This window comes from Bradyrhizobium sp. AUGA SZCCT0158 (assembly GCF_018130065.1).
In the GTDB taxonomy this organism is placed as follows: domain Bacteria; phylum Pseudomonadota; class Alphaproteobacteria; order Rhizobiales; family Xanthobacteraceae; genus Bradyrhizobium.
Genome location: NZ_JAFCME010000022.1, coordinates 1 through 25895 on the forward strand (window position 1 = coordinate 1; position 25895 = coordinate 25895).

Here is a 25895-nt window from a genome sequence, read left to right on the forward strand (position 1 = left end):
TCACCATGAAGCACGGCCTCGAATACTTCCACGCCGCCGCCGCAGGATGGAGCCTCAGACATGTGTGCATGCCCTAGGGCGAAGGCCGGGACCCATACGCTGCGGCCTTTCGTTGGAGCACTCTGACCAACGCTTAACGATTAGCGCCGGGGCTCCCGGCCTTCGCCGGGACGACCCGTTTGCTCCGCCACCGCATCGCCCCAGCGCCAGCGACGGGCAACGGCGTAATCCGCCTTGGCGCGCCGGGGTGTCCGGCTGAGGACCAGACCGGCCGGGGTGCAAAGCTTGGCCGTGACTTCGACCTTGGAGATGGCCGGCTGCGACAACACCCGGGCCGGGCGCGCCGCTAACGGCGCGCGCGTCAGCGCCACATAAGCGAACCGTTCGTCCTCGAACGGCAACTCGGCGCCCTTGACCTGCTTGTGCGCGCGCGAGCGCTGCAGGCGTTGGGTGAAATGGCACCAGTCTGGCGCGGCAAGCGGACACGTCCCGTCGTGCGGGCAGGGCGCCGCGACATGCGCGCCGGCCGCTATCAGGCGCTCGCGCAGCGCGATGATCCGCGCATAGCCGGCCGGTGTGCCGGGCTCGACCACCAGCAGCGTGTCGCGGGTCTTTTCCCACATCAGCACGGCCAGCGTGCTCTGTTCGGCGGCACTGAGTTCGCCGATCACGTAGCTGGCGACGACGAGGTCGGCGGCATCAGCCTTGATCAGGGCGTTGCGGGCTTCGCCCCGCTCGTAATGGAGTTTGCGCAGGCGAAAACTCTCGCTGACCAGATCGAGCGCCAGCTTGCGCAACGCGTCGTTGGCGTCGAGCAGGGTGAAGCCGCGCAGCGAGGCAAATGCTTCCGCCGCGGCCCAGCTCGCCGTGCCCGGTCCGGCACCGATGTCGAGCAGGGTTTTGGGCGCAAAATCGGGTCGGATTTCACCGAGCGCATTCAGGCTGGCGGTCACCGCGGCATAGGTCGCCGGCATCCGCGCCAGCGCATAGGCCAGTGCATCGGTCTCCGACCGGATCGTGCCGGAGCCGCCGCCGTCGCGGTAGTTTTTCGAGATCAACGCCGAGCGCTCGGCCGCGTCATTGCGCGAAAAACCGCGCAGCTTGGCGTCAAGCGCGGCTTTCAGTTCGGCGGGGAGGTCGGGTGAGGTCATCGTGTGCTCTTCCCCTTCTCCCCTTGTGGGAGAAGGTGGCGCGAAGCGCCGGATGAGGGGTCTCTATCCTCATCTGAACATTTTGCCGTGAGGAGAGAACCCCTCACCCGTCTTCGCTTCGCGAAGCCACCCTCTCCCACAAGGGGAGAGGGAAGCAAGAGGTCACGCCACGTGCTGGTCGAGGATCTTCACCGCGTCGTCGAGGCCGACCGAGACCAGTTGCGAGACGCCGCGTTCGGCCATGGTGACGCCGAACAGCCGGTTCATCCGCGCCATCGTGATCGGATTATGCGTGATGATGATGAAGCGGGTTTCGGTCGAGGACGTCATTTCATGCAAGAGGTTGCAGAACCGCTCGACGTTGTGGTCGTCGAGCGGCGCGTCGACTTCGTCCAGCACGCAGATCGGCGACGGGTTGGTGAGGAACACCGCGAAGATGAGAGCCAGCGCGGTCAGCGCCTGCTCGCCGCCCGACAGCAGTGAGAGCGTCTGCGGCTTCTTGCCGGGCGGCTTGGCGATGATTTCGAGGCCGGCTTCCAGCGGATCTTCGCTCTCGATCAGGTGCAAGGCGGCTTCACCGCCACCGAACAATTCGGTGAACAGCCGCTTGAAGTGCTCGTTGACGGTTTCGAACGAGGTCAGCAGCCGCTCGCGCGCCTCCTTGTTGAGGCTCTGGATGCCCTGGCGCAGCCGCTTGATGGCTTCCACCAGGTCGTCGCGTTCGGTGGTCAATGCCGTGTGCTGGGTCTCGACTTCACGCAGTTCTTCCTCGGCGCGCAGATTGACCGCGCCGAGCCGCTCGCGGTCGCGGCGCAGCTTTTCGAGGTTTTCCTCGATCTCGGCGAGCGGCGGCAATTCCGCGCCCGGCTCGATCTCGGCGAGACCAGCCACGGCGTGCGGCTCGACTTCGAGCATGTCGTGGATTTCGCGCTCGATGTCGGAGAGACGGCGCCTGGTGCCGTCCATGCGTTCCTCGGCGCGGGCGCACGCCTCGCGGGCGCTGGAGAGCGCTTCCAGCGAAGCCTTTGCCTCGCGGTCGGTCTCCGCCATCACGCTCTCGGCGGCGGCCAGCGCATCCGCGGCGACGCGGCGCGCGCTTTCGGCGGACTCGATCTCGCTGATCAGCGCGCGGCGCTTCTGGGCGAACAGCGCCGGAGCGTCTTCGAGCTCGGCACGCTCTGCGGTCACTTCGGTGACGCGGGCTTCGATGGTCGAGACTTGCGAGGCCGCGCTTTGCTTGCGGTTCTGCCATTCGGTGCGCTCGGCGAGGATCGCCTGCACACGGCGGTCGGCCAGTTCAGCCTCGCGCGCCAGCGCCTGCGCTTCGGCACGCACTTGGGCTGCGAAGCGGCGATGGCCCTCGATGTCGGTGCGAACCGTGGAGAGCCTGGTTTCGGTCTCGAGGCTCGGCGGCAGCTCGGCCAGCGCCGCATTGGCGTTCTCGTGCGCGGCGTCAGCCTCGGCGCGGTCGGCGGCGAGGCGAGTATGGGCTTCCGTCAGCGTCGCTTTGCGTGCGGCGTGGCGGTTGATTTCGCGCTCGGTTGCGGCATGGCATTCGCGCGCGGCATCGGCCTCGCGCTGCGCGGCACGCCAGGCGTCACGGGCGGCAGACTCGGCGCCCGATGCCGCCTTCAATTCGCTCTCGGCGTCTTCCAGCGCCTGCCGCTTGGCGGCAGCATCTGCGCGGGCCTGCTCCAGTTCGTTCTCGATATCGACCAGGCGGGCGCGTTCGGCGAGACGCCGTGCGGCGCCGGTCGGGGCGTGGGCGGCGGCAACAAAGCCGTCCCAGCGCCAGACGTCGCCTTCCAGCGACACCAGCCGCTGGCCGGTCTTGAGTTGAGACACCAGTTCCGCGCCACGCTCCTTGGCAACGACGCCGATCTGCGCCAGACGCCGCGCCAGTTCGGTCGGGGCTTCGACATGGGCGGCAAGCGCTTCGACGCCCGCGGGCAACGCCGGATCGTCGAAGGTTGCGCCCGCATTGGTCCAGCGCATCGGCGCGGAGGGATCGATCGGCGCATCGAGGTCGTCGCCGAGCACGGCGCCGATCGCCTTCTCGTAGCCCTTGGTGACGGTGACGCCATCGATGATCGGCGGCCACAAATTCTTGGTCTCGCCATTGACCAGCTTCGAGATCGTGCGCGCTTCGGTCTCCAGCCGTTGCACGCGCTTGTCGGCTTCCGCCAGCGGCGAACGGGACGCTTCCAGCCGTGCGCGCGCCGCGACATGGCCGGCCTCGTTGGCCTGCGCCGCGGCTTCGGAAGCGGCCAGCGTTTCCTGCGCGGTCTCCATCGCGCCGGCAAGCGCGTCGAGGTCGCCGAGATTGCCGGTTTCCTGCGCGAGCTTTTGCTCCTCGCTCTGGACGTTGGCGATTTCCTGGTCGAGCCGGGCGAGGCGGTCGCGATGGGTGCGCACGCCAGCCTCGAGCTGGTTGCGCTTGGCGGTGAGATCGGCCAGCACCGTCGTCAGTTCCGAGAACATGCGCTCGGCGGCGGCGAGCGTCGCTTCCGCTTCGGAGACGCGTTCATCGACGCCGCTGCGCTTCTCGACGCGCGACTTGATCTCTTCCTTGATTTCGGAATCTTCGGTGTCGAGCCGCTGCAATGCGACTTCGGCGTCCGAGGTCTGCTGCTGTTCGCGCGCGATGTCGGCGGTGAACTGGGTCAGGCGCCGGTCGAGTTCGGCGACACGCTCTTTCGCGCGCTCTTCCTCGCGGTCGAGCAGCTCGCGCGCATTGGTGAGGCGTTGCAGTCCGGCCGCGGCGCGGGCTTCGCCGTCGCGCAGCGCCGGCAGTTCGGAGGCGCGGATCGCCTGGATACGGGCCGCTTCGGCCTGTTCACGGGTCCGTTCAGCCATCTCGCGCACGTTGAGGTCATGGGTACGGGCCGCTTCCGCCACGTCGGTATTGGCTTCGAGCCAGCGCAGATGGAACAGCGTGGCCTCGGCCTTGCGCACCTTGGCGGCGACTTCGCGGAACCGGATCGCCTGCCGCGCCTGCTTCTTCAAGCCGTCGACCTGGCCGGAGAGCTGGCCGATCACGTCCTCGACGCGGGTGAGGTTGGTCTCGGCGGCTCGCAGCCGCAATTCGGCTTCATGGCGGCGGGCGTGCAGCCCGGCGACGCCGGCGGCATCTTCCAGCACGCGGCGGCGCTGTTCGGGCTTGGCCTGGATGATTTCGCCGATCTTGCCCTGGTGGACCAGCGCCGGCGAACGCGCGCCGGTGGCGGCATCCGCAAACAGGATCTGCACGTCGCGGGCGCGGACGTCGCGGCCGTTGATGCGATAGACCGAGCCCGCTTCGCGTTCGATGCGTCGGGAAATTTCCAGAATCTCGCGGTCGTTCATTGCCGCCGGCGCCGAACGATCGGCATTGTCGATCGTCATCACCACTTCGGCGTGGTTGCGCGCCGGACGGTTGCCGGAACCGGCGAAGATCACCGCATCCATATCGGCGGCGCGCAGCGATTTGTGCGAGGTCTCGCCCATCGCCCAGCGCAGTGCCTCGACCAGATTGGATTTGCCGCAGCCGTTCGGCCCGACCACACCGGTGAGACCCGGCTCGATCATGAAGTCGGTGGGTTCAACGAACGACTTGAAACCATGAAGACGGAGGCGCGTGAGTTTCATGAACACGATTCTCTGTTGGCCGGGCGCGAATCTCCCTGCCGTGACAATACCATAGAAGGCAATGTCGGTGTGTGGACGAGTCGCGCGTTGCGGCTCTTATGGCCTGCGACAATGGCGAGGCCGGGGCCGAAGGGCAACGGGACGGAGGGCTTTTCCCAAGCCTTTTGTCGAGGTTTTTGCAGGGCTTACGGGCCCGTACGAATCCGGTGGACGAATCAGGTTTTCAACAGGGATTTGATGTTCCTGGCGCGCTCTGCGCGCCGGTCAGCTCTTCAGCATCGCGTTGATGCGCTTGCTGAACTCTTCGAAGCTCTGCTCGCCCTTGATCATCTCGCCATTGATGAAGAAGGTCGGTGTCGACTGCACCTTCAGCACTTCGGCGGCGTATTTCTGGTCGGCGGCGATCTTGTCGAGCAGCTTCTGGTCCTTGAGGCAGTCTTCCACCGCCGCTTGCGTGAGGCCGGCCTGCCTGCCGATCCGGATCAGCGTCTCGGTGGTGTTCTTCAACACCCAGTCGTTCTGCTGCTTGAACAGCAGGTCGACGACCGCGAAATATTTCGGCGCGTCGTCCTTGGCGATGCAGCGCGCCAGCATCGATCCGGCGGCGGCCTTGATGTCGAGCGGGAATTCGCGGAACACGAAACGGATCTTGCCGCTGTCGATGAATTCCGACTTGATCTTGGGGAAGACGTTTTCGGTGAACGCTGCGCAATGCGAGCAGCTCATCGAGGCGTATTCGGTAATGGTGACCGAGGCATTCGCCGGGCCGAGCGCCATGTCCGGCAGCGACTGCGGCTTGGCGACGTCGGCAGCACCCTGTGCCAGCGCGTCATTGATCAGCCGCAGCGGCGAGAAGCCGGCGAGGGCGGCAAGCCCGGTCAGCGAAAGGGCGGCGGTGAAGGCGCGGCGCGTGATGATCAAGGTCAGCTCCCGATTGGCGCGTTCACGCCCGAAGAAGTAGGAAAAACGTGCCTTCGCGTAGCTTGAAACGATAATTGTGGCAATGGCAGGTTGCCGCGGGGCGGGCGCGCGGCAGGCTCAATTTCGCTTGATCGAGGCACCGAGCCGCGCCAGCGCGTCGCGCAATTCGTCGTCCTCCACCGAGGAAAGGGTTTTGGCGATCTCGGCGACCGCCTTCGGGTCCGGCGCGCGGGACGGTTTTGGCCGGTCCCGGCGCGACAGCGGCGCCTGTCGCAGCGCCAGCCGTCCGACCGCGCTCCAGCCGAAGAAGCGGTTGACCCGTTCCAGGATGACATCCGAGGAATGCTGGATTTCCAGCGCCATCGGGCCCTCGACCCGCAGCACCAGGGTGGCCGGTTCCTGCGGCTGGCCCTCGACCGGCCGCGGCCATTGCATCTTCAGGGGCTCGGAATGGGCCGCGATCTCGCGGCCTGCGATCTCGGCCCAGCGCGTCACCAGTTCGCGCGCGGCGAACCCCTGCTTGGCATAGGCGTCGGAAAACACATCGCCGAGCAGGACGGAAAGCGGTTTTGCGGAGATCGGGCCGGGTTTTGCCATGGGGGCTTATAGCACCACTAGCGGGCGGTGGCAGTCGGTATCATGCCGCGCGCGGGCGGATCGCCTTGAGGTCACGGTCGATCTCCCGCCGCCGGTGCATCAGGTCGTAGTCCATCTGCAGCCCGAGAAAGAATCCTTCCGATAGGCCAAAATAGCGCGCGAGCCTGAGATCGGTGTCAGCGGTGATGTCGCGCTTGCCCAACACGATCTCGTTGATGCGGCGAGGGGCGACGTGGACGGCGCGCGCCAAGCCGTTCTGGCTCAAACCCATCGGCTTGAGGAACTCTTCGAGTAAAATTTCGCCGGGGTGCGGATTGCGCTTTGCCATGGGGGCTTTTAGCACGGCGCGGCTCTCGGCAGGAACCGCTACACCGTCATGGCCGGGTATAGCCGTCTGAAGGACGGCGTCGCTTCCGCTCGCCTATGCCCGGCCATCCACGTCTTGGACCATCAAGAAGGTCTTGGACCATCAAGAAGAAAGACGTGGATGCCCGCGACAAGCGCGGGCATGACGTGGAGAGATTGGTGTCCAGCCATTAGAGTGTTCGCATGAATTCAATTGCAGCAGCCAAGATCAAACCACGCGATGCGCCCAAGGCAACTCCGGGCTGCCCCGCGCTGCTGCTTGATTGGTACGACCGCCATCGCCGCGTGCTGCCGTGGCGGCCGCTGGCGGGGGAGCGCGCGGATCCCTACCGGGTCTGGCTCTCCGAGATCATGCTGCAGCAGACCGGCGTCAAAACGGTCGGGCCGTATTTCCTGAAGTTCGTGACGCGCTGGCCCGATGTGACGGCGCTTGGCCAAGCCTCGCTCGACGACGTGCTGCGGATGTGGGCCGGGCTCGGCTACTATTCACGGGCGCGCAATCTGCACGCCTGCGCGGTCGCGGTGCTGCGCGATCATGGCGGGGTGTTTCCGGATACCGAGGAGGGCCTGCGCGCACTGCCGGGGATCGGGCCGTACACGGCGGCGGCGATCTCGGCGATTGCGTTCGACATCAGAACCATGCCGGTCGACGGCAATATCGAGCGCGTGGTGTCGCGGCTGTTTGCGGTCGAGGAACCGCTGCCGCAGGCCAAACCGTTGATCCGGCAGCTCGCGGCAACGTTGCTGGGTCCATCTCGCGCCGGGGACAGCGCGCAGGCTCTGATGGACCTCGGCTCCTCGATCTGCACAGCGAAGAAGCCGACTTGCGTGCTGTGTCCGCTGAATGATGATTGCCTCGCACTCACGCGCGGCGACCAGGAAACCTTTCCACGCAAGGCGCCGAAGAAATCCGGCACGCTGCGCCGGGGCGCGGCCTTCGTCGTCACGCGCAGCGATGAACTGCTGGTCCGCACGCGCGCGGAAAAGGGCCTGCTCGGCGGCATGACCGAAGTGCCGGGCTCGGACTGGCTCGCCGGCCAGGACGACAAGGCGGCCCTGGCGCAGGCGCCCGCGCTCAAGGGCATCGCCAAATGGCATCGCAAGGCGGGCGTGGTGACGCACGTCTTCACGCATTTTCCGCTGGAGCTCGTGATCTACACGGCGAAGGTGGCCGCACGGACGCGTGCGCCCGAGGGCATGCGCTGGGTGCCGATCGCGACGCTCGCCGGCGAAGCGTTGCCCAATGTGATGCGCAAGGCGATCGCGCACGGGCTGGATCTCTAAGGCAAGGTGTTATCTTTATTTGACGCGTTTCCTTCACGCGAACCGGGTACCCACTTCGCTCGAAAACGCTATGGCTGCTGACACCATGCTGTCAGCAGGCCTCCGCTACAACGCGGCGATCAGGAGGTTCCCATGATCGCAACCGCGCTCGACCATCTCACGCCCCCGCCATCCTCAAAGTTGCTCGGCTGGCACCTGCTCGATGCACGCCCCGAGAAAGGCTGGGTCCGGATCGGCTTCGACGGCCGCAAGGATTTCTGCAACCCGGCCGGCTTCGTGCAGGGCGGCATTCTCTCGGCGATGCTTGACGACACCATGGGGCCGGCGGTGTTCGCGATGACCGACGGAAAACTTTACACCGCAACCATCACCATGACCGTGAATTTTCTAACCCCGGCCAAGCCGGGCAAGATTGTTGGTGAAGCGACCGTGACGCAGCTTGGCAAGACCATCGCGTTCGTCGAGGGCAGGCTGATGTCCGAAGACGGCACCGTCTTGGCAACGGCCACCACCAGCGCGCGGCTGGTCGAGACGGCGAAACTATCAGGTCGTTAGCGCCCCAGCTGCACGATCGGCGGCTTGGCGTTGAGGCCTTCGACCTGGAAACCGGCGACGCGCTTGTAGTTGGCGGCGATGTCTTGCAGCTCTTGCAGCGACAGCACGTCGGTGACGACCTCATAGCCGTCGGGGGCGCGTTCCTCGACCATCTGCATCACCTGTTCCGGCCCGTTGCGCCGGTTCAGCATCACAAGGTCAGTGGTCGCGGGCCGGCGCTCGGCCTCATAGGCTGCGAGCGCGGCGTTGGTCGGGCCGTGCGCCAGGATTTCGCGGGTGATGACGCGGGCATCCAAAATCGCCTGCGAGGCGCCGTTGGAGCCGATCGGGTACATCGGATGCGCGGCGTCGCCCATCAGGGTGACGCGGCCGAAGGTCCATTGCGGGATCGGATCGCGGTCGACCAGCGGATATTCGTACGCATGCGGGCAATCGCGGATCAGGCCGGGCACGTCGAGCCAGTCGAACTTCCAGTCCTTGAACCAGGGCAGGAATTCGTCGAGGTTTGCGGTCCGGTTATAGTCCTCGCGGCGCCACTGATAGGTCGGCGGCATGTGCCGCTCGGCCACCCAGTTGATGCTAGATTTGCCTGACGCGTCGGGCGCCTTCGAAATCGGATAGCAGACGAATTTCAGGATTTCATGACCGGCCATGATCATGGTGCGGCCGGACAGGAAGGCGTCCGACGTGGTGATGCCGCGCCACAGGATGCGGCCGTTCCAGATCGGCGGGCCTTCCTGCGGATAAAACTTTTCGCGGATCGCCGAGTGAATGCCGTCGGCGGCGATCAGCAACACGCCGTCCTGGTGGCCGGCAGCTTTTCCGGTCGCCTTGTCGATGAACTCGGCGCGGACGCCATCGGCGCTTTCTGTCCAGCCGGTGAGATGATGGCTGGTGAGAATGTTCTCTTTTCCGAGCCGTTCGGTTGCCGCATCGAGCAGGATCTGCTGCAGCGTGCCGCGGTGGATCGAGAATTGCGGCCATTTGTAACCGGCTTCCACGCCGCGTGGCTCGCTCCAGATCGGTTTGCCGTGCTTGGAAAAATACGCCAGTTCCTTGGTGCGGACGGCGGCCGCGTCGAGCCGGTCGTGCAGGCCAAGCTCCATCAGCTCGCGCACCGCATGCGGCAGCACGTTGATACCGACGCCGAGCGGCCGCAGCTCGGGCACGCTTTCAAAGACGCGTGCGGGAACGCCGATCTGGTGCAGGCTGAGCGCCAGCGTCAGCCCACCAATGCCGCCGCCGGCGATGAGTACGGTCATGTCTACGCCCCTGTTAGATCGAGGGCGTCATGACATGAGGGGCGGCAGGGGGCAACTGCGAAAAGCCGGCAGATATTCCCCCGAGATCTTACGGCAGCGGGGGCGGCGCGCCGAAAAAGCCGATGTTCTTGACCAGTCGGCCATCGGGGCCGACCTCGCCAAAATCGATCGAGATGTCGCCGCAGCTGCCGTCCGCGCGCACCAGGCGCCAGAGGACGCGGAACACGTTGTGGTGCACATCGATGCCGCTCATGAACTCCAGCCGCGCGCCCGGCCGCGACGCCTGCATCGCGGCGATGTGGCGGGCGAGTTCGTCCCGCCCCGTCAGCGAGATCCTGGGATCGAGATAGACGCCGCCGTCGCTCCAGCATTGCTCAAGCAGCGCCTGCCGTGCGGCAGCCTCCGGCTCGTTCCATGCCGCCATGTACTGCGTCACGACTTCCTTGATCGCGTTGCCGTCCATGATGCTCTCCGCACGATCAAATCCATGCCCAACTCTCGCAAGGGGTTGTCGGCTTGTCACTTACATCCGAGGTAATTGCCGTTCTGATCTGATGGTCTAGATTGCGGCACATGGGCACACCAGTACTGGGTTTGCAGGATACCACGGCCGGGCATTTCAGCAGCCTGCTGAAGCACTGGCGCAGCGTGCGCCGTCTCACCCAGATCGAGCTGGCAAGCGATGCCAACGTGTCGGCGCGGCATCTGTGCTTTCTGGAAACCGGCCGGTCGCAGCCGAGCCGCGAGATGGTGCAACTGCTCGGCAGCGCGCTCGATCTGCCGCTCGAGGAGCGCAATGCTCTGCATGTCGCGGCGGGCTTCGTGCCGCCCTATGGCGACAAGGGGCTGGCGGCTGAAAATCTGCAGCCGGTGCAACAGGCGCTCGATTTCATGCTGCGGCAGCAGGAGCCGTATCCGGGGATCGTGGTCGACGGGCATTGGGACGTTCGGATGCGCAACCAGGGGTCCGCGCGCCTACTCAAGCCGTTTCGCGATTCGTACCAGATGGAAGCCGGCGTTGCCGACAACGCCATGCACGTCGTTTTCCATCCAAAAGGCCTGCGGCAGTTCATCGTGAACTGGGAGGAGTTCGCCGGCCAGATGATCCAGATCCTGCACCGCGACGTCGCGCAGGGCAGCCGCGCCGCCGCCCGGCTGTTCGACGAGATCATGGCCTATCCCGGGCTGCCGGCCGAATGGCGCCTTCCGCGCCATTCGCACGCCAGTTCGCCCGTGATGATCATGCAACTCGCCAAAGATGATTTCCGGCTCGCGTTCTTTTCCACCTTTACGATGCTCGCGATGCCGACGGACGCGGCGCTGCAACAGATCAAGATCGAATGCTTTTTTCCGGCTGATGACGCCACCGCAGAGATGGCGCGCACGATGGCGCTCTGACAAAACCAGAGGAGATGACGATGCAACTCGCTACACGTAAGGATCAATCCGCCGAGACGATGGACGAATTGCGCGCGTTGAACGCCCGCTTCATCCATAATTACATCACCAACGATGTCGCCTCGCACGACGCCATCCTGCACCCCGCCTTCATCAGCATCTGGCCGACCGGACAGCGCTGGGATCGCGCGACCTATCTGAAATACTGGGCGACCGCCTTCGATCCGAAACTGATCCCGTACTGGGACGTCCGCGACGAACTCATCACCGTCATCGGCGATGTCGCGCTGGTGCGCTCCACCAACAAGGCCACCCGTCGCCGCGACGGCAACGAAGTGACCGGGATGACCATGTACACCGACACCTACCTGTTCGAGAACGGCGCGTGGAAATGCATCCAGGCCCAGATCCAGGCGGTGGCGCCCGAGTTTTATCCCGCCGACGACACCATCGTCAGCGTCTATATCGAGGGAAAGCTGCAGCCCCGCGCGGCGTGAGTCCCACTCAGGGTTCGCCTGGGATAGACGGCGCAGCAATGCGCCGCTAACCTGAGGCATCACCCGTGAGGATCAACATGCTCAAGCTCTATTTTGCCCCCGGCACCTGCGCGCTCGCCACCCACATCGCGCTGGCGGAAGCCGGCGCCGACTACACCGCCGAGCGGATCGACTTCAAGACCAACCAGCAGCAAAGTCCGGAATATTTGGCGATCAATCCGAAAGGCCGCGTGCCGGCGCTGGTCACCGATCGCGGCGTCCTGACCGAGAACGTGGCGATGCTGGCCTACATCGCGCAGAGTTTTCCAAAGGCGAAGTTGGCGCCGCTCGATGATCCCTTTGCGTTCGCGCAGGTGCAGGCCATCAACAGCTATTTGTCTTCGACGGTACACGTGGCGCATTCCCATAAGGGCCGCGGCTACCGTTGGGCCACGGAAGAATCCTCTTTTGCCGACATGAAGAAGACGCTTCCGAAAAGCATGGGCGCGGTCTTTGCGCTGCTCGAGCAGAAGATGCTCAAGGGCCCATGGATGATGGGCGAGAACTACACGATCTGCGACCCCTATCTGTTCACGCTGACGGGATGGCTGGAAGGCGACGGCGTCGACATCGCGACACTGCCGAAGGTCGCCGACCATTTCAAGCGCATGAAGGACCGGCCCGCCGTACAGAAGGCGCTGGCGGAAGAGAAGGTGTGAGCATCTGTCAAACCTCATCCCCGCGTGAGCGTAAGCTCATCGCTGGAGGAGCGACCTCTTGGCCGCGTCTCGAAGGATGCAGGCCCGTCTGTGGCCTCATGGTTCGAGACGCGCGAAGACGTGCTCCTCACCATGAGGGTTTAAGGGTTGCTACGCGACCTTCTTCTTCTCCCGCTCCATCTCGCGGCCGATGCCGAGCATGGTGTTGCGCAGCCAGATCGAGCCGGGATCCATCTGGGCGCGGGTCGGGTAGAACATGAACTGCTCGTCGATCCCGGGATCGAACGGCGGGGTGATGGTCGCGAGCGACAATTGCTTCGATAATGCGCCGATCAGGCGGCGCGGCACGAAGGCGACCAGATCCGTGCGCGCGGTGACGTGCAGCGCCTCGATATAGCCGGGCACGACCAGCGCGATCTTGCGTTCGATGCCTTTGGGCCGCAGCCACATATCAATCAGATCCTCGCTCTGGCCGCGAATCACGACGGCGACATGCCGCGCGTCGAGAAATCCGTCGCGCTTTTTCAGTTTGGCGGCGGCGGGATGGCCGCGGCGCACCGCCAGCGCATCACTGTCGGTGTAAAGGCGCTGGCGGTGAAAGCCGCGAAAGGCGTCGCCGATTGAGATCACGAGATCGAGCGTGCGGGCGAATTCGGCGGTGAAGATCGCAGGCCCCCGCCACGGCACAACGTCGATCCGGGCGTTCGGCGCCAGTTTGGTGATCTTCTCCATCAGGGGCGGCATCAGGAGTTCGACCGCGAGATCCGGCATCATCAGCCGAAAATGCCGTTCGCTGCGCGCGGCGTCGAAATCGTCTGATATGAACAGGGAGCGCACCTGGTCGAGCGCCTGCGCCAGCGGGCCGCGCAACGCCAGCGCGCGCGGCGTCAGCTCCATGCGGGCGCCGTTGCGCACCAGCAGAGGATCGCCGATCAGGTCGCGCAGCCGCTGCAGCGCGTGGCTGGTGGCCGGCTGCGACAGCCCGATCCGCATCGCGGCCCGGCTGACATTGCCTTCAAGCAGCAGCGCGTCGAGCGCGACCAGCAGATTGAGGTCAAGCGATTTCAAATTCATTGGGTGAATATATATCATATCTCCTATCGATTGGAAGAATGCGCTAGGGCGAGCGATGATCTGAATCATCAGATCACAGGAGAAAGCCCCCATGAGCGCCGCAGCCAACAAGAAACTGATGGAGACGATCTTTGCCGGCGTTGCCGCCGGCGATCGGACTTCGTTCACCGATGCCCTGGCCGCTGACGTCACCATGACTGTCACGGGTCAGTACTCGTGGTCGCAGACCTTTCACGGCAAGGAATCCGTGCTCCGTGACCTGCACGGCTATGTCTCTTCCCTGTTGAAGCATCGCCGCACCGTTCCGTTCCGGATCATCGCCGACGATGAATGGGTCGCGGTGGAAGCGCGGGGCGACATGGTGACCCACGCCGGCGAGCGCTACGACAACCATTATTGCCTGATCTACCGGATCGAGAACGGCAAGATTCGCGAAATCCGTGAGTACAACGACTCGGCCTTGTGCGAGCGCGTGCTCGGGCCGTTCCCGCAGGAGCGCAAGCTTGCGGGTTGACGCGTTGAGCAGCGTTTGCGCCGGCGACCGGCATCATCGACGCCAGCAGGTGCGAACACGCCTGGGTTCGACGCGCGCGGTCATCGCGGCTATCATCGCTCTCGTCCGGGTCTGGCGGGAGCGCCGCCGTTCCCGGCGTCAACTCTCTGTCATGAGCGCGCGCGAACTAGAGGATATCGGACTGTGCCGGCCCGAGCTGGGCTGCGAAGTCGGCAAGCCGTTCTGGCGGAAATAATAAAGGGAGATCGATATGAGCAAGGAAATCTTCAGTCCGGCGACGCTGCCGCCGCCGACCGGCTATTCGCACGTCGCCAAGGTCAACAAGGGCACGCTGGTCTATGTGGCGGGTCAGGTTTCGGCCGACGCATCCGGCAAGATGGTCGGCGAAGGCAATTTCGAGGCGCAGGTCGAGCAGGTGTTCAAGAACCTCAAGCTCGCGCTGGACGCGGCCGGCGCCACCATGGCCGACATCGTCAAGCTCAACACCTATCTGGTTGCCGAGGTCAGCCAGGACGATTTGCCGAAAATGCGAGCGATACGCGACCGCTACCTGAACAAGGAAAAGCCGCCGGCAAGCACGCTCGTGGTCGTCAGCCGTCTGGCGCGGCCGGGCTGGTTGATCGAAATCGAGGTGGTGGCGGCGATCGACTAAAGCGTGAAACGAAAACGGCGCCCGCGAAGGACGCCGTTTTGCTGTACTGGTTGATCAGTCCGTAGGGTGGGCAAAGCGAAGCGTGCCCACCACTTCATCGCTAGCGTTTGAAAAAGATGGTGGGCACGGCGCAAGAGCGCCTTTGCCCACCCTACGCTGCAGGCCTGATCAGGCCGCCCGCACCGCGAGGTGCTTGAACATGTTGCGGCGGGCCTCGTCGTCCATTTCCGCCTTGAACTTGAACTTGTCCTTCAGCGCGATCGCCTTGGCCGCCGCGGGGCGCGCCGAGATTTCGTCGACCAGCCGCTTGACGTTGGGGTACTTCGAAAAGCCGTCCTCGCCCAGGATCAACGGGATCATGCGGGCCCAGCCCCACAGGCCCATGTCGACGATGGTGTAGGTGTCGCCGACCATATAGCGGCGCTTGGCCAGATGCTCGTCGAGAATGGCGAAATGCCGCTGCGCCTCGAACTGGTAACGGTTATGGGCGTAATCGATCTTCTCCGGCGAGAAGTGCTTGAAGTGGACGGCCTGGCCGCTGTACGGGCCGACGCCGGTGGCGATGAACATCAGCCAGGACAGCAATTCGGCGCGGCTCGACGCCGTATTCGCAGGCAGAAACTTGCCGGTCTTTTCCGCGAGATAGAGCAGGATGGCGTTGGAGTCGAACACCTTGACGCCGTCGTCGTCGATCGCCGGCACCTTGGCGTTCGGATTGATGGCAAGGTATTCCGGCTTGAACTGGTCGCCGGCGCGGGTGTCGACCGCGACAGGTTCAAAGGCGATGCCGGCTTCCTCGAGGAAGAGCGCGATCTTGGTCGGGTTGGGCGAGCCGTTGAAATAGAATTTGAGCATTTTTGGAAAACTCCCTTTGCTTCTTGCCTGCCAGCGTTGCGAGCCGGGCGCGGGTGACCCTACCGCAGCGCGGCATGTCCATGCTCAAATTTTTGGAAGGAGCGCAACCGACGAGTCCGTGAGGCAGGGCGCGGCGCGGCAAAGATGCCCACCGCGCCGCTCAGCTCAGATAGAAGCCGATCAGCCGAGGTAGAAAAAGCCAACCAGCCCGACGATGATCAATCCCGCGCCCGCCAGGTCGATGATGGTGGCGAAGCGAATGGCCGAGTGCAAGTTCGACGCCTGAATCATCCGCTCCGACCGGCGCGCATAGCCGTGGACGATGATCTGCTGGTTGAAATCGCTGTTCGCTTCCAGCCGCTCGGTCAGGCCGACGCAGATCAGGAGCACGCCGAGGATGACGAAGCCGGCAAAGCCCAGCAAGGTGAACAGCAGGATTGGGGGTACGCCGATCAGGAAGATCGGCAGGAGGGGCAACACCAGTAAGGAATCGGATTGTGAGCGCATCGGACGGCTCGCTGCGGCCGCAAATAACGGCCTGTATGGGTTAAGCAAGCAATGAATATAGCTACGAATCACGGCAAAACAGGGGGCGGCAGACTGCGAAAATCACAGGGCTGCCATCTCGCAGACTGCGACAATCTGCATGTCGGGAGAGATTCACGAAAGGTAAACGCGCGGCGGGTCGGCCGGCACAGTCAGGGCGCGGCTTGCCTCTTTGCGGACGAATGGCAGCAGCGGCGGCGCCGTCAGGATGGCGCCGGTGTCCAGCCGCAATGTGCCGCCGCTTTTGAGCCCGGCGTCGGAAGCCCCCGTGCATGGAATCGCCGGTCCGCTCTTCGCCAGCGCATCGGCCAGGTCGATGTCGCCCTCGTGACCGTTGATGATGTCGTCCGGTTTGAAGCCGAGAAGGCTGACAAAGTCGCCGGAGTAGGGCGCCTTCGGATTGATCCAGCTTCCGGTCCCGGTTGGTGCCGCGAAGCGGACACGGCCGGGATCGACGCCGGCGACCCCGGTCTGACCGTTTTCCAGCACGGTCAACCGCTCGATGCATACGGCCGCCCCGGTGAATACGAATACACGCGGGTCCCGATTGCGCAGCACGATGTCGAGTGCGCCGCGATCCGCCGGCACCCGGATTTCGGTCGCCCGCGCCGGTCGCGTCAGCAACACTTTGGTGTTCTGCCCGCCCCCGACGTCGGCAATGAACACCCGCCGCGCCGGCTTGTCCTCGCTGCGCCAGACCGGTTCTGCATGATCCGCACAGAAGCGGAGCCATTGCGTTGCGTAACCGAGCTGGCCGCACGTGTCCGCCGGAATCGCGCTGTTGGCGCAGCCTTCCATCAGCGCGTCACGGTATCGCAGCAAGCGATTGACCTTTTTGCACCAGCGAGGCCCGTGCCTGACCAGCATGTTCGTCGACGTCGCCGGATTGGAGGCGAGGCGCCTCATGGCATTGCGAAACGCCGGATCGCGCGGCGCCGCTGCGATCAGGTCGAGGGCGCGTTGCGTGTCGTCGGGTTGATTGCTGAGACTGAGATTCTCCGTCAGCGCGCGTTGTCCCTCGATGCTCAGGGCTGATGGCGGCGCGACGGTGCGCTCGTCGATTCCGAGCGCGGAAAGCACGAAGGCGCCCGGCTCCGGTGCGGCAATATCCGAGTCGACCGCTGCGGTACGGCGCGGGGGTCCCTCCGGAACCAGATAGGGGCCGGCGAACCAGTTGAAGCGCATTTCCGGAAAGGCGACGTACTCGTCGTAGGCGACCAGTTGTTCGACGTCGCCCGCGCGCAGTGCAAGCTCGTACGTCCAGACCGCCTGGTTGTTGTAATCCTTCCGCGTCGTCGCCCATGAATGCGGAGCAAGCGTGCTCATCGTATAGAGGATCAGGCCGTCCCTGGGGGCGCTTTCGGCGGGAGTCGCGGTCGCGCAGCTCCCCCATCCCGTCAGCACGATCATCTCGTCGCGCTCGCTACGGTCTTTCGCGCAATTGTCGCGCAGCCCAACGTCCATCCGCCAGATTTTCTTGGGCTGGAAGTCCAGACCGTTGACGGCGTAGACGTCAAACAGACCGGTCTCGGCGAGGAAATAGACGAATGGTGGCAGTGTATCGCCGTAGCCGCGCACGATCAGCACCCGCGGGCGATCCGCCTCCGCCACCTTCACGCGTGGCCACGCCGCGACCTCGGCAATCCGATTGGCTGGCGTGAGCAGGCTTTGAACCCATTGGGCGCCGTAATAGCCGAGCATCAGCAGGCTCGCTGCCAGCAATACCCAACCGTTGCGGTCTCCACGCGCGAGTTTCCGCCAACCGAAAATGACGGCCAGCAGGCTCAACACGCAGAGCAGCAGCAAGCGCGCCAGGACGAACAGGATCATTTCGACGGAAAAGTACATGGCGGGGCACTCTAGCAAACGCCATTGAAGGTTTGCCCGGGGCCGGATGCGGCGCCACGACGATGTTGGTTGTCAGGGTGAATAAACCGCGAAGCGGAGGCTTCTAGCCTACCGCCATTCCGGAGCGGATCTCGGCGCGCAGCTCGTCGATCAGCCGCAAGCCCTTCTTGGTCTCGACATGCCAGAAGGTCCAGCCGTTGCAGGCGCCGGAGCCCTGGGCCACCGCGCCGATGCGGTGGATCGAGCCGACCTTGTCGCCGAGCATGATGGCGCCGTCGGCGCGGACCAAAGCGCCGTGGCGCTTCTTGGAATCGACCAGTTTGGTGCCGGGCGAGATCATGCCGCGCTCGATCAGTTCGGAGAACGCCACGCGGGGCGCGTCGCGGGCCGTCATGAAGGGCGCCAGTGTCGCCTCGGGCAGCGGTTCGATGGCCGCGATGCGGGCTTCGGCCGCGGTCGCATAGGTCTTGTCGCGCTCGAAGCCGATGTAGCGGCGGCCGAGGCGTTTTGCCACGGCGCCTGTCGTGCCGGTGCCGTTGAAGGGATCGATCACGAGATCGCCGGGCTTTGACGACGACAGCAGCACGCGCGCCAAAAGGCCCTCGGGCTTCTGGGTCGGGTGCACTTTCTTGCCGTCGTCGCCCTTGAGGCGCTCGTCGCCGGTGCAGAGCGGGATCAGCCAGTCGGAACGCGCCTGCACGTCCTCGTTGGCGGCTTTCAGCGCTTCATAGTTGAAGGTGTAGCCCTTGGCTTTTTCGTCGCGCGCCGCCCAGATCATGGTCTCGTGCGCATTGGTGAAGCGGCGGCCGCGGAAATTCGGCATCGGATTGGTCTTGCGCCACACAATATCATTGAGGACCCAGAAGCCGAGGTCCTGCATGATCGAGCCGACGCGGAAAATGTTGTGGTAGGAGCCGATCACCCACAGCGTCGCCGACGGCTTCATGACGCGGCGGCAGGCGAGCAGCCAGGCGCGGGTGAAATCGTCATAGGCGGCAAAGGATGAAAACTTGTCCCAGTCGTTGTTGACGGCATCGACATGCGATTCGTCGGGACGCTTGAGATCGCCCTTGAGCTGCAGATTGTACGGCGGATCTGCGAACACCAGATCGACGGAGCCTGCCGGAAGCTTCGACATCTCGGCGACGCAATCGCCTACGACGATACGAACACTCTCTTCGAACTCGAATTTAGTGCGGGGCGCCCTTGCAGACGCCCCGCGACGCGACACTACCATGACTCAATTACTCTGACTCAGGCGACGCTGTCGGCGACGCGGGACTAAACAACCGACTGGCGTTACATTGACCGGGCAAAGTAAAAATCGACTTAATCAGTATTGCTGCTCGGACAGATTTGCCGGGGCTGATTAGCGTTTAAGCGCACCAAAGCGATTTGCAGCGAGGCCTGTCCCGCACTTGATGCGGGATGGATGCCGGTTCGCGTCAGGAAAACGCGTCAAATCAAGAATCTGGCGCCCCGTTCCGATTCAATCGGAATGGAAACGGCGCTAGGCAATAATTGCCGGGCGGGTTATTGATTAATGGAATGGAAATTTTACGTCTGTGCCGCGTTGGGTATCCAAGGGCAATCCGCCGGGATGAGGAATTTGCGCCATGCGTTACGATGACTTCCGCCGCAGCGACTCTATCGACGACCGTCGCGACGACAGCGGTGGCGGTGGTGGTGGCGGCGGCTTCGGCATTCCGATGGGCGGCGGTGGCGGGCTCGGCATCGGCACCATTATCGTGCTCGGCCTGGTCGGCTATGCCTTCGGTATCGACCCGCGCATCCTGATCGGCGGCGCGGAAATTCTCACCGGCGGCAGCCAGCAGGCGCCGACCTACCAGACCGACCGCCGGTCGGGCCCGGCCACCACAGGCGCCCCCAAGGACGAGATGGGCAGCATGATCGCCGGCGTGCTCGGCGAGATCGACGATCGCTGGAACGAGATCTTCCAGGCCAGCGGGCAAACCTACAAGGGACCGCGCATCGTGCTGTTCCGCAACGCCACCAATGGCGGACGCTGCGGCATGGCGCAGTCGGCGATGGGGCCGTTCTACTGCCCGCCTGACAGGCAGATTTTCCTCGACACCCAATTCTTCCGCGACGTCGAGACGAAGTTTCGCGGCTGTTCGGGCAGCTCCTGCAAATTCACCACCGCCTATATCATCGCGCATGAGGCCGGCCATCACATCCAGAACCTGCTCGGCATCCTGCCGCGCGTGCAGCGGATGCAGGAGCAGGCCGGCAGCAAGGCGGAAGCCAACGCGCTCCAGGTCAAGGTCGAGCTGCAGGCGGATTGCCTGTCCGGCGTCTGGGTCAACCGCGAGGAAAAGAAACGTCCGGGCTTCGTCGAACCCGGCGACATCGAAGCCGCGCTGACCACGGCCACCGCGATCGGCGATGACACGCTGCAGCGCAAGGCGACGGGCAGGGTGGTGCCTGATTCATTCACCCACGGCTCCGCCGCCCAGCGCAAGCAATGGTTCATGACCGGCTACAAGCAGGGCACTGTGCAGTCCTGCAATACGTTTGCCGCGGAGGCGTTGTAGCGCGAGTTATGCTGTAGAACGCGTCATCCCCGGAGGAACGCACCTGCGTTCGCTCGGGAGGTGCTCGCCTCTTCGGCGAGCCTCGAAGGATAAAGCGCTCGTAGCCATCCTTCGAGGCGCGCAAGAGCGCGCACCTCAGGATGACGTCGGAGTGAGAGGCAAAGGGTAGTTCAAATGTCCTCCATCGACGAAACCAAGCAATTCGTACCGCTCAATATCGCCGTGCTGACGATCTCGGACACGCGCGCGCTTGCCGATGACAAGTCCGGTGCGACGCTGGCGGAGCGGCTGGTCGCCGCCGGCCATCACCTCGCGGCGCGCGAAATCATCGTCGACGACGTCGATGCGATCCGCGTCATCATCCGCCGATGGATCGCCGATCCCGGTGTCGATGCCATCATCACGACAGGCGGCACCGGCTTCACCGGCCGCGACGTCACGCCGGAGGCGGTCGAGCCGCTGTTCGAAAAGCGGATGGACGGTTTCTCCACCGCGTTCCACATGCTGAGCTACGCCAAGATCGGCGCCTCGACGGTGCAGAGCCGCGCCACCGCCGGGGTTGCCGGCGCGACCTTCATCTTCTGCCTGCCGGGCTCGCCCGGCGCCTGCCGTGACGGCTGGGACGGCATCCTCGCCGCCCAGCTCGATTACCGCACCCGCCCGTGCAATTTCGTCGAGATCATGCCGCGGCTCGACGAACATCTGCGCCGCCCGAAAGCCAAGGGCGCGTCGGTTTAGCCGTATCCGTAGGATGGGTTTCGCGTAGGATGGGTTGAGCTCTTCGCGAAACCCATCATCTTTTCTTTGCGTGATTGATGGGTTTCGTGAAGAGCTCAACCCATCCTACGAGTCCGGGGCTGGTGGCCGTCAGCGCGGCCGCGTCATCTTGATCAAAAGACGCCAAACTCCACGCCACATGTCACGGTAAGCTTCCGCACGTAGCTCGTGCGCCCTTCCCTTATAAAAAGCGAGCAGGTCCGACGTGACGCGCCGCGGCGTGTCGCGGCGCCCCGGCTTCACAGCTCGCGTTCCCAGGTCTCGCCAACCAGGCTCTGGCCAAAACTTCGATGCGGCTCGGTCGCGACCAGCTTAAAGCCGGCGTCCTGATAGATCTTGCGCGCGGCGACCAGGATGCTCTGGGTCCACAATGTCATCCTGCGATAGCCGGTCGCCCGCGCGAAGGCGACGCATTCGGCGACCAGCCGCTGGCCCAATCGCTGGCCGCGTCCGGCGGGATCGACCAGCAGCAGGCGCAGCTTGGCAACGTCGTCGCTGTGCTTGACCACAAACACCGAGCCGACCTGGACGCCATCCAGCTCGGCAATCCAGCAACGCTCGCGCGAGGCGTCGAACGAGGTCAGGAATTTCGCCGCGATCTCCGCCACCAGCGCTTCGAACGAGGAGTCAAAGCCATATTCGCTGGCGTAGAACGCGCCGTGGCTCTGCACCACCCAGCCCATGTCGCCGGGGCGGTGAGTGCGCAGGATCGCTGGCGGCGCCGCCGCGCCTGATACGCCGAGCAGCCGCTCGATCTCGGCCATCGCGCCGACGAGCTTTTGGCTGCCGCCGCGCGGCAGCGCGGCCAGCATCGCACCGATGTCGTCCTGCATGCTGCGCTCGAGTTTGGCGAAGGTCTGGCGTCCCTTGGCCGTAAGGGCGACCTGGAATTGCCGCCGGTCCGCCGGCAGCGGCTTGCGGGTGATCAAGCCATTCTCGTCGAAGTTCTGCACGATCCGGCTGAGATAGCCGGCGTCGAGCCCGAGTTCGGCGCCGATCTGCTTGGCCGAAAGGTCTTCGCGATAGGCAAGTTCGTACAGCACCCGCGCCTCGCTGAGCGAGAACGGGCTCTTCATCAGTTGCTGGTCGAGCACGCCGAGCTTGCGGGTGTAGAAGCGGTTGAAGGCGCGGACCGCCGCGACTGCTTCATCGGAATTATTCTCGGACATGGCGCACCTCAATAGTTGCCATTGTCATATAATTATTTGACTATAGCAAGTATATTCTGATGCGAACCGGACCCCGTTTGCTTTGCATGGGGTTGCTTTCGCGATTTTGTGTCTGACCTTGGGAGAGGCGCCTAGGCGACCACCATGATCCGGCTGCGCAGCATGGTGCGGGAGCGCCGGCCGAGCTGGCGCAGCAGCCGGGCTTCGGAACGGCGGACATCTGGCCGGTAGCCGCCGAGCCGGTCGTAATGGTCGTGCGCGATGAGCAGGCCCTGTTCCGCCGAGGGCCCCGTAACCATGCGGGCGATGAATTTGAGGCCATCGCGGAAGCCGGCATCGGCGTAAGGCGAGCGGGCATAGCGGAAGATTCCGGCGCGAGGCCGGCCGCTGCTCGATACGCTCTGGATGAATTGCGCGGTCTCGTCGATCCAGCCCGAGTCGAGCACGGCGCCGGCATGCAGGAACATCAGCCAGGGTGAGCGCGCCTGGCGGGCACCGGCGGCAAGCGCCGCAGCGCGGGTCCCCTCGAAGGCCATGAAGCGGCAGCCGGCGACGTCGGCCACCCGCTCGATCACGCTGCTTGCGGAACGGTCGACCAGCACCACTTCGCGGATCAAGCCGGCAGCGGCGCCCGGCACCAGCGCCGCCAGGGTGGCGACCGCCGGCTGTTCGACGCCTTCAGTACGGATGATCACGCTCAACATAATGAGGGCTTCGTTGGGCTCAAACGGTGAAAAACGCCGTTTGTTATCACCTTGTCACATTCAAAACAGCCTTTGCCGTGCGGATTTTTGAGGCAGCTCTCGTGTGGATTTGTCAATCGATGTTCTTGCTTTGTTCTAAAGACGTGTTACGTTCCAAGCATGAGCCGAGCATCCTCTCATGCCCTCAAGCACCCGCCGGTCACGGCGCCCTCCGAACCGGCGGGTGCTACTCCTTTTCCTGAGCTTGATGTCGCGATCGAACGCGAGCGGCGGCGCGGCCGCGGCGCCCAGTCCAACGACAGCGGCCGCTTCGAGGCCGAGGCGCGTGTCGCCTTCGATGACGGCTGGCAGAGCCTCGAAGACCTGCCGCCGTTCAAGACCACGGTCGGGCTCGACACCTCGCGCAAGGTCATCACCCGCAACGACTCGCCCGATATCGGCTTCGACCGTTCGATCAACCCCTATCGCGGCTGCGAGCATGGCTGCGTCTACTGCTTCGCGCGGCCGACCCACGCCTATCTCGGGCTGTCACCCGGGCTTGATTTTGAAACCCAGCTGCTTGCCAAACCCGATGCGCCGGAGTTGCTGGAAAAGGAACTGGCGGCGGCGGGCTACGAACCGCGGATGATCGCGATCGGCACCAATACGGATCCCTATCAACCGATCGAGCGCAAATACAAGATCATGCGCGGCATTCTCGAAGTGCTGGAGCGTGCCGGCCATCCGGTCGGCATCGTCACCAAATCGGCGCTGGTAACGCGCGACATCGACATCCTCCAGCGGATGGCAAAACGCAACCTGGTCAAGGTCGCACTGTCAGTGACGACGCTCGACCCGAAACTCGCGCGCACCATGGAGCCGCGCGCCTCGACACCGCCGAAGCGGCTGGAGGCGATAAAGCAACTGGCGGAAGCCGGCATTCCGGCAACCGTGATGGTCGCGCCTGTGATCCCCGCGCTGAACGATTCCGAGATCGAGCGCATCCTCGATGCCGCCGCCCATGCCGGCGCGAAAGAGGCGAGTTATGTACTGCTGCGGCTGCCGCTGGAAGTGCGCGATCTGTTCCGCGAATGGCTGATGGCGAATTATCCCGACCGATATCGCCACGTCTTCACGCTGATCCGCGACATGCGCGGCGGCCGCGACTACGACTCGCAATGGGGAACCCGGATGAAGGGAACCGGGCCGATGGCCTGGATGATCGGACGCCGCTTCGAAATCGCCTGCGAGAAACTTGGACTGAACAAGCGGCGCCTGAAACTGACCACCGATCATTTCGTTAAGCCGAAGCGGAGCGGGCAGCAGTTGAGTTTGTTCTGAGTGTTCGTCATTGCGAGTGAAGCGAAGCAATCCATGTCCGGACAAAGAAGAATGGATTGCTTCGTCGCTTGCGCTCCTCGCTATGACGAAAGGAGAACTGCATGAAAAAGAATCCACCAATCCCACGACTGACCGTCATCACGCTCGGCGTAACCAACATGCGCGCCAGCATCGCCTTTTATGAAGCGCTGGGTTTTGCGCGAAGAGTTCGCTCGACCGGCGAGGCGGTTGCCTTCTTCGACACCGGCGGCCCGGTGATCGCGCTGTTTCCGTGGGATCAACTGGCACAGGACGCGACGCTGCCGGACCATCCGCGGCCCAGCACCTTCCGCGGGGTGACGCTGGCTTGGAATTGCGCCTCACGCGAGGAAGTCGATACCGTGCTGGAGTTTGCCACCGCCAAGGGCGCCTCGCTGCTGAAGGCGGCGCATGAGACGGCGTACGGCGGCTACTCCGGATATTTCGCCGACCCCGACAATCATCCCTGGGAAGTCGTGGTCGCCCCCGGCATCGAGGTCGGCGAAGACCGGCGGGTGCATTTGGCGGATTAGGGGAAGCCTGTCGTGACTGAATAGCGGGAATTGGGGTTAGTTCCAGGTTGCGCGCTGGCGCGTGCTTGCCCACCATCCCGGCATGATTCGGGATAAGTCGTCCAAGAAACCAGCGAACAAATCGGTCGCCAAACAGGCAAAACTGCCGAACGGCGTGATCGCGGTGGCGCCGCCGAGCTTTCGCCGCGAGCGCGCGCTGATCAAGCGCGGCGTCTGGCCGATCGCCGGTTGCGACGAGGCCGGGCGTGGTCCGCTGGCAGGCCCGGTGGTGGCCGCTGCCGTGATTCTCGATCCCAAACGAATTCCCAAAGGCATCGACGATTCGAAGCGGCTGACTGCGGAGCGCCGTGAGGAACTGTTCGAAGAGATTTGCGCGACCTCGTCGTTTGCGGTCGCCTTTGCCTCGCCGGCGCGTATAGACCGCGACAATATCCTGCGCGCCTCGCTGTGGGCGCTGACCCGCGCCGTGCGGGGCTTACCGGAAATCCCCAAATATGTGTTCGTCGATGGCCGCGACCGGATCGAGGCGCCATGCGACTGCGACGCCGTGATCGGCGGCGATGGCATCGTGATGTCGATCGCGGCCGCTTCGATCATCGCCAAGGTGACGCGCGACCGCCTGATGTGCGCGCTGGCGCTGGATTGCCCGGGCTACGGCTTCGAGACCCACAAGGGCTACGCCGTGCCGGAACATCGCGAAGCGCTCGACCGGTTAGGTCCCAGCGTCCACCACCGCCGCTTCTTCGCGCCCGTCATCGCCGCGCGCGCAAAACATCAGCCCGGCAGCGTCGAGCCCGATCTGTTCACGGTCGAAACGCAAATCGATGCGGATGTCTCGGCGGTTCTCTAACGCACCTTGCATTGACGCGTTTCCTGACGCGCGCCGGTATCCACCTCGCTTGAAAACGCGCTAGTTGCCTCGGCGGCTGGCGCGCTCTATCAAATGGTCTCGAATAGGCCGGACCCATGGGATC

Annotated in this window: 27 protein-coding genes; 13 read left to right on the forward strand and 14 right to left on the reverse strand. The window is 64.2% G+C overall.

Features of this window, described 5'->3' with window-relative positions; genetic code table 11:
• Window positions 1–140 precede the first annotated feature (140 nt).
• The 5 genes from JQ574_RS26420 to JQ574_RS26440 all read right to left on the reverse strand — a co-directional run bounded on the left by JQ574_RS26420 (window position 141) and on the right by JQ574_RS26440 (window position 6624).
• A complete protein-coding gene (locus JQ574_RS26420) occupies window positions 141–1151 on the reverse strand; it encodes a small ribosomal subunit Rsm22 family protein (protein WP_212211051.1) in 1011 nt (336 codons plus the stop codon).
• 162 nt (window positions 1152–1313) lie between these two features.
• Window positions 1314–4778, reverse strand: a complete 3465-nt coding sequence (gene smc, locus JQ574_RS26425) for a chromosome segregation protein SMC (RefSeq protein WP_212211049.1) — start codon at window positions 4776–4778, stop codon at window positions 1314–1316.
• Window positions 4779–5042: 264 nt separating this feature from the next.
• A complete protein-coding gene (locus JQ574_RS26430; protein ID WP_212211046.1) occupies window positions 5043–5699 on the reverse strand; it encodes a DsbA family protein in 657 nt (218 codons plus the stop codon).
• Window positions 5700–5816: 117 nt separating this feature from the next.
• Window positions 5817–6296, reverse strand: a complete 480-nt coding sequence (locus tag JQ574_RS26435) for a DUF721 domain-containing protein (protein WP_192738571.1) — start codon at window positions 6294–6296, stop codon at window positions 5817–5819.
• 40 nt (window positions 6297–6336) lie between these two features.
• Complete coding sequence (locus tag JQ574_RS26440; RefSeq protein ID WP_212211069.1) at window positions 6337–6624, reverse strand: HigA family addiction module antitoxin; 288 nt, start codon at window positions 6622–6624, stop codon at window positions 6337–6339.
• Between the two features lie 221 nt (window positions 6625–6845).
• Here JQ574_RS26440 and mutY point away from each other — a divergent pair, with 221 nt between their 5' ends.
• Both mutY and JQ574_RS26450 read left to right on the forward strand, forming a co-directional pair.
• Window positions 6846–7946 (forward strand): A/G-specific adenine glycosylase, encoded by a 1101-nt coding sequence (gene mutY, locus JQ574_RS26445; protein ID WP_212211044.1) that lies wholly within the window; start codon window positions 6846–6848, stop codon window positions 7944–7946.
• Window positions 7947–8078: 132 nt separating this feature from the next.
• Window positions 8079–8501, forward strand: coding sequence for a PaaI family thioesterase (locus tag JQ574_RS26450; protein ID WP_212211042.1), 423 nt, complete (start codon window positions 8079–8081; stop codon window positions 8499–8501).
• On the opposite strand, the gene JQ574_RS26455 is transcribed toward JQ574_RS26450, so the two are convergent.
• Both JQ574_RS26455 and JQ574_RS26460 read right to left on the reverse strand, forming a co-directional pair.
• Complete coding sequence (locus JQ574_RS26455) at window positions 8498–9763, reverse strand: flavin-dependent oxidoreductase (protein ID WP_212211040.1); 1266 nt, start codon at window positions 9761–9763, stop codon at window positions 8498–8500. The genes JQ574_RS26450 and JQ574_RS26455 overlap by 4 nt on opposite strands.
• A gap of 88 nt (window positions 9764–9851) precedes the next feature.
• Window positions 9852–10226 carry a nuclear transport factor 2 family protein gene (locus tag JQ574_RS26460; protein WP_212211038.1) on the reverse strand — a complete coding sequence of 125 codons (375 nt, stop codon included), beginning with the start codon at window positions 10224–10226 and terminating at the stop codon, window positions 9852–9854.
• A gap of 110 nt (window positions 10227–10336) precedes the next feature.
• Here JQ574_RS26460 and JQ574_RS26465 point away from each other — a divergent pair, with 110 nt between their 5' ends.
• From JQ574_RS26465 to JQ574_RS26475, 3 genes are all read left to right on the forward strand, one after another.
• On the forward strand, window positions 10337–11161 hold the full coding sequence (locus tag JQ574_RS26465; RefSeq protein WP_212211036.1) for a helix-turn-helix domain-containing protein: 825 nt from the start codon (window positions 10337–10339) through the stop codon (window positions 11159–11161).
• Window positions 11162–11181: 20 nt separating this feature from the next.
• Entirely contained in the window at window positions 11182–11658 is a 477-nt protein-coding gene (locus tag JQ574_RS26470) for a nuclear transport factor 2 family protein (RefSeq protein WP_212211034.1), read from the forward strand.
• A gap of 77 nt (window positions 11659–11735) precedes the next feature.
• The gene (locus tag JQ574_RS26475) at window positions 11736–12356 is read left to right on the forward strand and encodes a glutathione S-transferase family protein (protein ID WP_212211032.1); all 621 of its coding nucleotides are present in this window, start codon (window positions 11736–11738) and stop codon (window positions 12354–12356) included.
• A gap of 150 nt (window positions 12357–12506) precedes the next feature.
• Here the strand turns inward: JQ574_RS26475 and JQ574_RS26480 are convergent, their stop codons facing one another.
• Window positions 12507–13430 (reverse strand): LysR family transcriptional regulator, encoded by a 924-nt coding sequence (locus JQ574_RS26480; RefSeq protein ID WP_212211025.1) that lies wholly within the window; start codon window positions 13428–13430, stop codon window positions 12507–12509.
• A 91-nt stretch (window positions 13431–13521) separates the two neighbouring features.
• On the opposite strand from JQ574_RS26480, the gene JQ574_RS26485 reads away from it, so the two are divergent.
• Genes JQ574_RS26485 through JQ574_RS26495 form a run of 3 tightly spaced genes read left to right on the forward strand, consistent with a single transcriptional unit; the run spans window position 13522 to window position 14596 of the window.
• On the forward strand, window positions 13522–13944 hold the full coding sequence (locus JQ574_RS26485) for a nuclear transport factor 2 family protein (protein WP_212211023.1): 423 nt from the start codon (window positions 13522–13524) through the stop codon (window positions 13942–13944).
• 49 nt (window positions 13945–13993) lie between these two features.
• Entirely contained in the window at window positions 13994–14179 is a 186-nt protein-coding gene (locus tag JQ574_RS26490) for a DUF1127 domain-containing protein (protein WP_312014698.1), read from the forward strand.
• A 15-nt stretch (window positions 14180–14194) separates the two neighbouring features.
• Window positions 14195–14596, forward strand: a complete 402-nt coding sequence (locus tag JQ574_RS26495) for a RidA family protein (RefSeq protein ID WP_212211016.1) — start codon at window positions 14195–14197, stop codon at window positions 14594–14596.
• Window positions 14597–14764: 168 nt separating this feature from the next.
• Here JQ574_RS26495 and JQ574_RS26500 read toward each other — a convergent pair whose 3' ends face one another.
• The 4 genes from JQ574_RS26500 to JQ574_RS26515 all read right to left on the reverse strand — a co-directional run bounded on the left by JQ574_RS26500 (window position 14765) and on the right by JQ574_RS26515 (window position 19082).
• Complete coding sequence (locus JQ574_RS26500) at window positions 14765–15451, reverse strand: glutathione S-transferase family protein (RefSeq protein ID WP_212211014.1); 687 nt, start codon at window positions 15449–15451, stop codon at window positions 14765–14767.
• Window positions 15452–15631: 180 nt separating this feature from the next.
• The gene (locus JQ574_RS26505) at window positions 15632–15958 is read right to left on the reverse strand and encodes a hypothetical protein (protein WP_212035443.1); all 327 of its coding nucleotides are present in this window, start codon (window positions 15956–15958) and stop codon (window positions 15632–15634) included.
• 153 nt (window positions 15959–16111) lie between these two features.
• Window positions 16112–17845: a hypothetical protein gene (locus JQ574_RS26510; protein ID WP_212384075.1), complete on the reverse strand. Its 1734-nt coding sequence runs from the start codon at window positions 17843–17845 to the stop codon at window positions 16112–16114.
• Between the two features lie 103 nt (window positions 17846–17948).
• Entirely contained in the window at window positions 17949–19082 is a 1134-nt protein-coding gene (locus JQ574_RS26515) for a site-specific DNA-methyltransferase (RefSeq protein WP_212211011.1), read from the reverse strand.
• Between the two features lie 379 nt (window positions 19083–19461).
• On the opposite strand from JQ574_RS26515, the gene JQ574_RS26520 reads away from it, so the two are divergent.
• On the forward strand, window positions 19462–20400 hold the full coding sequence (locus tag JQ574_RS26520) for a neutral zinc metallopeptidase (protein ID WP_212211009.1): 939 nt from the start codon (window positions 19462–19464) through the stop codon (window positions 20398–20400).
• A gap of 174 nt (window positions 20401–20574) precedes the next feature.
• On the forward strand, window positions 20575–21138 hold the full coding sequence (gene moaB, locus JQ574_RS26525; RefSeq protein WP_212035440.1) for a molybdenum cofactor biosynthesis protein B: 564 nt from the start codon (window positions 20575–20577) through the stop codon (window positions 21136–21138).
• Between the two features lie 278 nt (window positions 21139–21416).
• Here the strand turns inward: moaB and JQ574_RS26530 are convergent, their stop codons facing one another.
• Together JQ574_RS26530 and JQ574_RS26535 are read right to left on the reverse strand one after the other, a co-directional pair.
• Window positions 21417–22346 (reverse strand): helix-turn-helix domain-containing GNAT family N-acetyltransferase, encoded by a 930-nt coding sequence (locus JQ574_RS26530; RefSeq protein WP_212211008.1) that lies wholly within the window; start codon window positions 22344–22346, stop codon window positions 21417–21419.
• A gap of 131 nt (window positions 22347–22477) precedes the next feature.
• Window positions 22478–23050 carry a glycosyl transferase gene (locus tag JQ574_RS26535; protein WP_212211007.1) on the reverse strand — a complete coding sequence of 191 codons (573 nt, stop codon included), beginning with the start codon at window positions 23048–23050 and terminating at the stop codon, window positions 22478–22480.
• A gap of 159 nt (window positions 23051–23209) precedes the next feature.
• Here JQ574_RS26535 and JQ574_RS26540 point away from each other — a divergent pair, with 159 nt between their 5' ends.
• From JQ574_RS26540 to JQ574_RS26550, 3 genes are all read left to right on the forward strand, one after another.
• Window positions 23210–24370 (forward strand): PA0069 family radical SAM protein, encoded by a 1161-nt coding sequence (locus JQ574_RS26540; RefSeq protein WP_212211006.1) that lies wholly within the window; start codon window positions 23210–23212, stop codon window positions 24368–24370.
• Between the two features lie 101 nt (window positions 24371–24471).
• Window positions 24472–24921 (forward strand): VOC family protein, encoded by a 450-nt coding sequence (locus tag JQ574_RS26545; RefSeq protein WP_212384076.1) that lies wholly within the window; start codon window positions 24472–24474, stop codon window positions 24919–24921.
• A gap of 82 nt (window positions 24922–25003) precedes the next feature.
• Window positions 25004–25771, forward strand: a complete 768-nt coding sequence (locus JQ574_RS26550; RefSeq protein ID WP_212384077.1) for a ribonuclease HII — start codon at window positions 25004–25006, stop codon at window positions 25769–25771.
• Window positions 25772–25895: the final 124 nt, after the last annotated feature.

Bases quoted from the DNA above. Each gene is read 5' to 3' on its own strand.
- JQ574_RS26465 (WP_212211036.1), top strand. From the start codon at position 10,337: ATGGGCACACCAGTACTGGGTTTGCAGGATACCACGGCCGGGCATTTC.
- JQ574_RS26535 (WP_212211007.1), bottom strand. From the start codon at position 23,050: ATGTTGAGCGTGATCATCCGTACTGAAGGCGTCGAACAGCCGGCGGTC.
- JQ574_RS26475 (WP_212211032.1), top strand. From the start codon at position 11,736: ATGCTCAAGCTCTATTTTGCCCCCGGCACCTGCGCGCTCGCCACCCAC.
- JQ574_RS26550 (WP_212384077.1), top strand. From the start codon at position 25,004: ATGATTCGGGATAAGTCGTCCAAGAAACCAGCGAACAAATCGGTCGCC.
- JQ574_RS26480 (WP_212211025.1), bottom strand. From the start codon at position 13,430: ATGAATTTGAAATCGCTTGACCTCAATCTGCTGGTCGCGCTCGACGCG.
- JQ574_RS26515 (WP_212211011.1), bottom strand. From the start codon at position 19,082: ATGGTAGTGTCGCGTCGCGGGGCGTCTGCAAGGGCGCCCCGCACTAAA.
- JQ574_RS26460 (WP_212211038.1), bottom strand. From the start codon at position 10,226: ATGGACGGCAACGCGATCAAGGAAGTCGTGACGCAGTACATGGCGGCA.
- JQ574_RS26440 (WP_212211069.1), bottom strand. From the start codon at position 6,624: ATGGCAAAGCGCAATCCGCACCCCGGCGAAATTTTACTCGAAGAGTTC.
- JQ574_RS26505 (WP_212035443.1), bottom strand. From the start codon at position 15,958: ATGCGCTCACAATCCGATTCCTTACTGGTGTTGCCCCTCCTGCCGATC.
- JQ574_RS26455 (WP_212211040.1), bottom strand. From the start codon at position 9,763: ATGACCGTACTCATCGCCGGCGGCGGCATTGGTGGGCTGACGCTGGCG.
- JQ574_RS26510 (WP_212384075.1), bottom strand. From the start codon at position 17,845: ATGTACTTTTCCGTCGAAATGATCCTGTTCGTCCTGGCGCGCTTGCTG.
- JQ574_RS26540 (WP_212211006.1), top strand. From the start codon at position 23,210: ATGAGCCGAGCATCCTCTCATGCCCTCAAGCACCCGCCGGTCACGGCG.
- smc (WP_212211049.1), bottom strand. From the start codon at position 4,778: ATGAAACTCACGCGCCTCCGTCTTCATGGTTTCAAGTCGTTCGTTGAA.
- JQ574_RS26435 (WP_192738571.1), bottom strand. From the start codon at position 6,296: ATGGCAAAACCCGGCCCGATCTCCGCAAAACCGCTTTCCGTCCTGCTC.
- JQ574_RS26500 (WP_212211014.1), bottom strand. From the start codon at position 15,451: ATGCTCAAATTCTATTTCAACGGCTCGCCCAACCCGACCAAGATCGCG.
- JQ574_RS26495 (WP_212211016.1), top strand. From the start codon at position 14,195: ATGAGCAAGGAAATCTTCAGTCCGGCGACGCTGCCGCCGCCGACCGGC.
- JQ574_RS26450 (WP_212211042.1), top strand. From the start codon at position 8,079: ATGATCGCAACCGCGCTCGACCATCTCACGCCCCCGCCATCCTCAAAG.
- JQ574_RS26520 (WP_212211009.1), top strand. From the start codon at position 19,462: ATGCGTTACGATGACTTCCGCCGCAGCGACTCTATCGACGACCGTCGC.
- JQ574_RS26545 (WP_212384076.1), top strand. From the start codon at position 24,472: ATGAAAAAGAATCCACCAATCCCACGACTGACCGTCATCACGCTCGGC.
- moaB (WP_212035440.1), top strand. From the start codon at position 20,575: ATGTCCTCCATCGACGAAACCAAGCAATTCGTACCGCTCAATATCGCC.
- JQ574_RS26530 (WP_212211008.1), bottom strand. From the start codon at position 22,346: ATGTCCGAGAATAATTCCGATGAAGCAGTCGCGGCGGTCCGCGCCTTC.
- JQ574_RS26485 (WP_212211023.1), top strand. From the start codon at position 13,522: ATGAGCGCCGCAGCCAACAAGAAACTGATGGAGACGATCTTTGCCGGC.
- JQ574_RS26470 (WP_212211034.1), top strand. From the start codon at position 11,182: ATGCAACTCGCTACACGTAAGGATCAATCCGCCGAGACGATGGACGAA.
- mutY (WP_212211044.1), top strand. From the start codon at position 6,846: ATGAATTCAATTGCAGCAGCCAAGATCAAACCACGCGATGCGCCCAAG.
- JQ574_RS26420 (WP_212211051.1), bottom strand. From the start codon at position 1,151: ATGACCTCACCCGACCTCCCCGCCGAACTGAAAGCCGCGCTTGACGCC.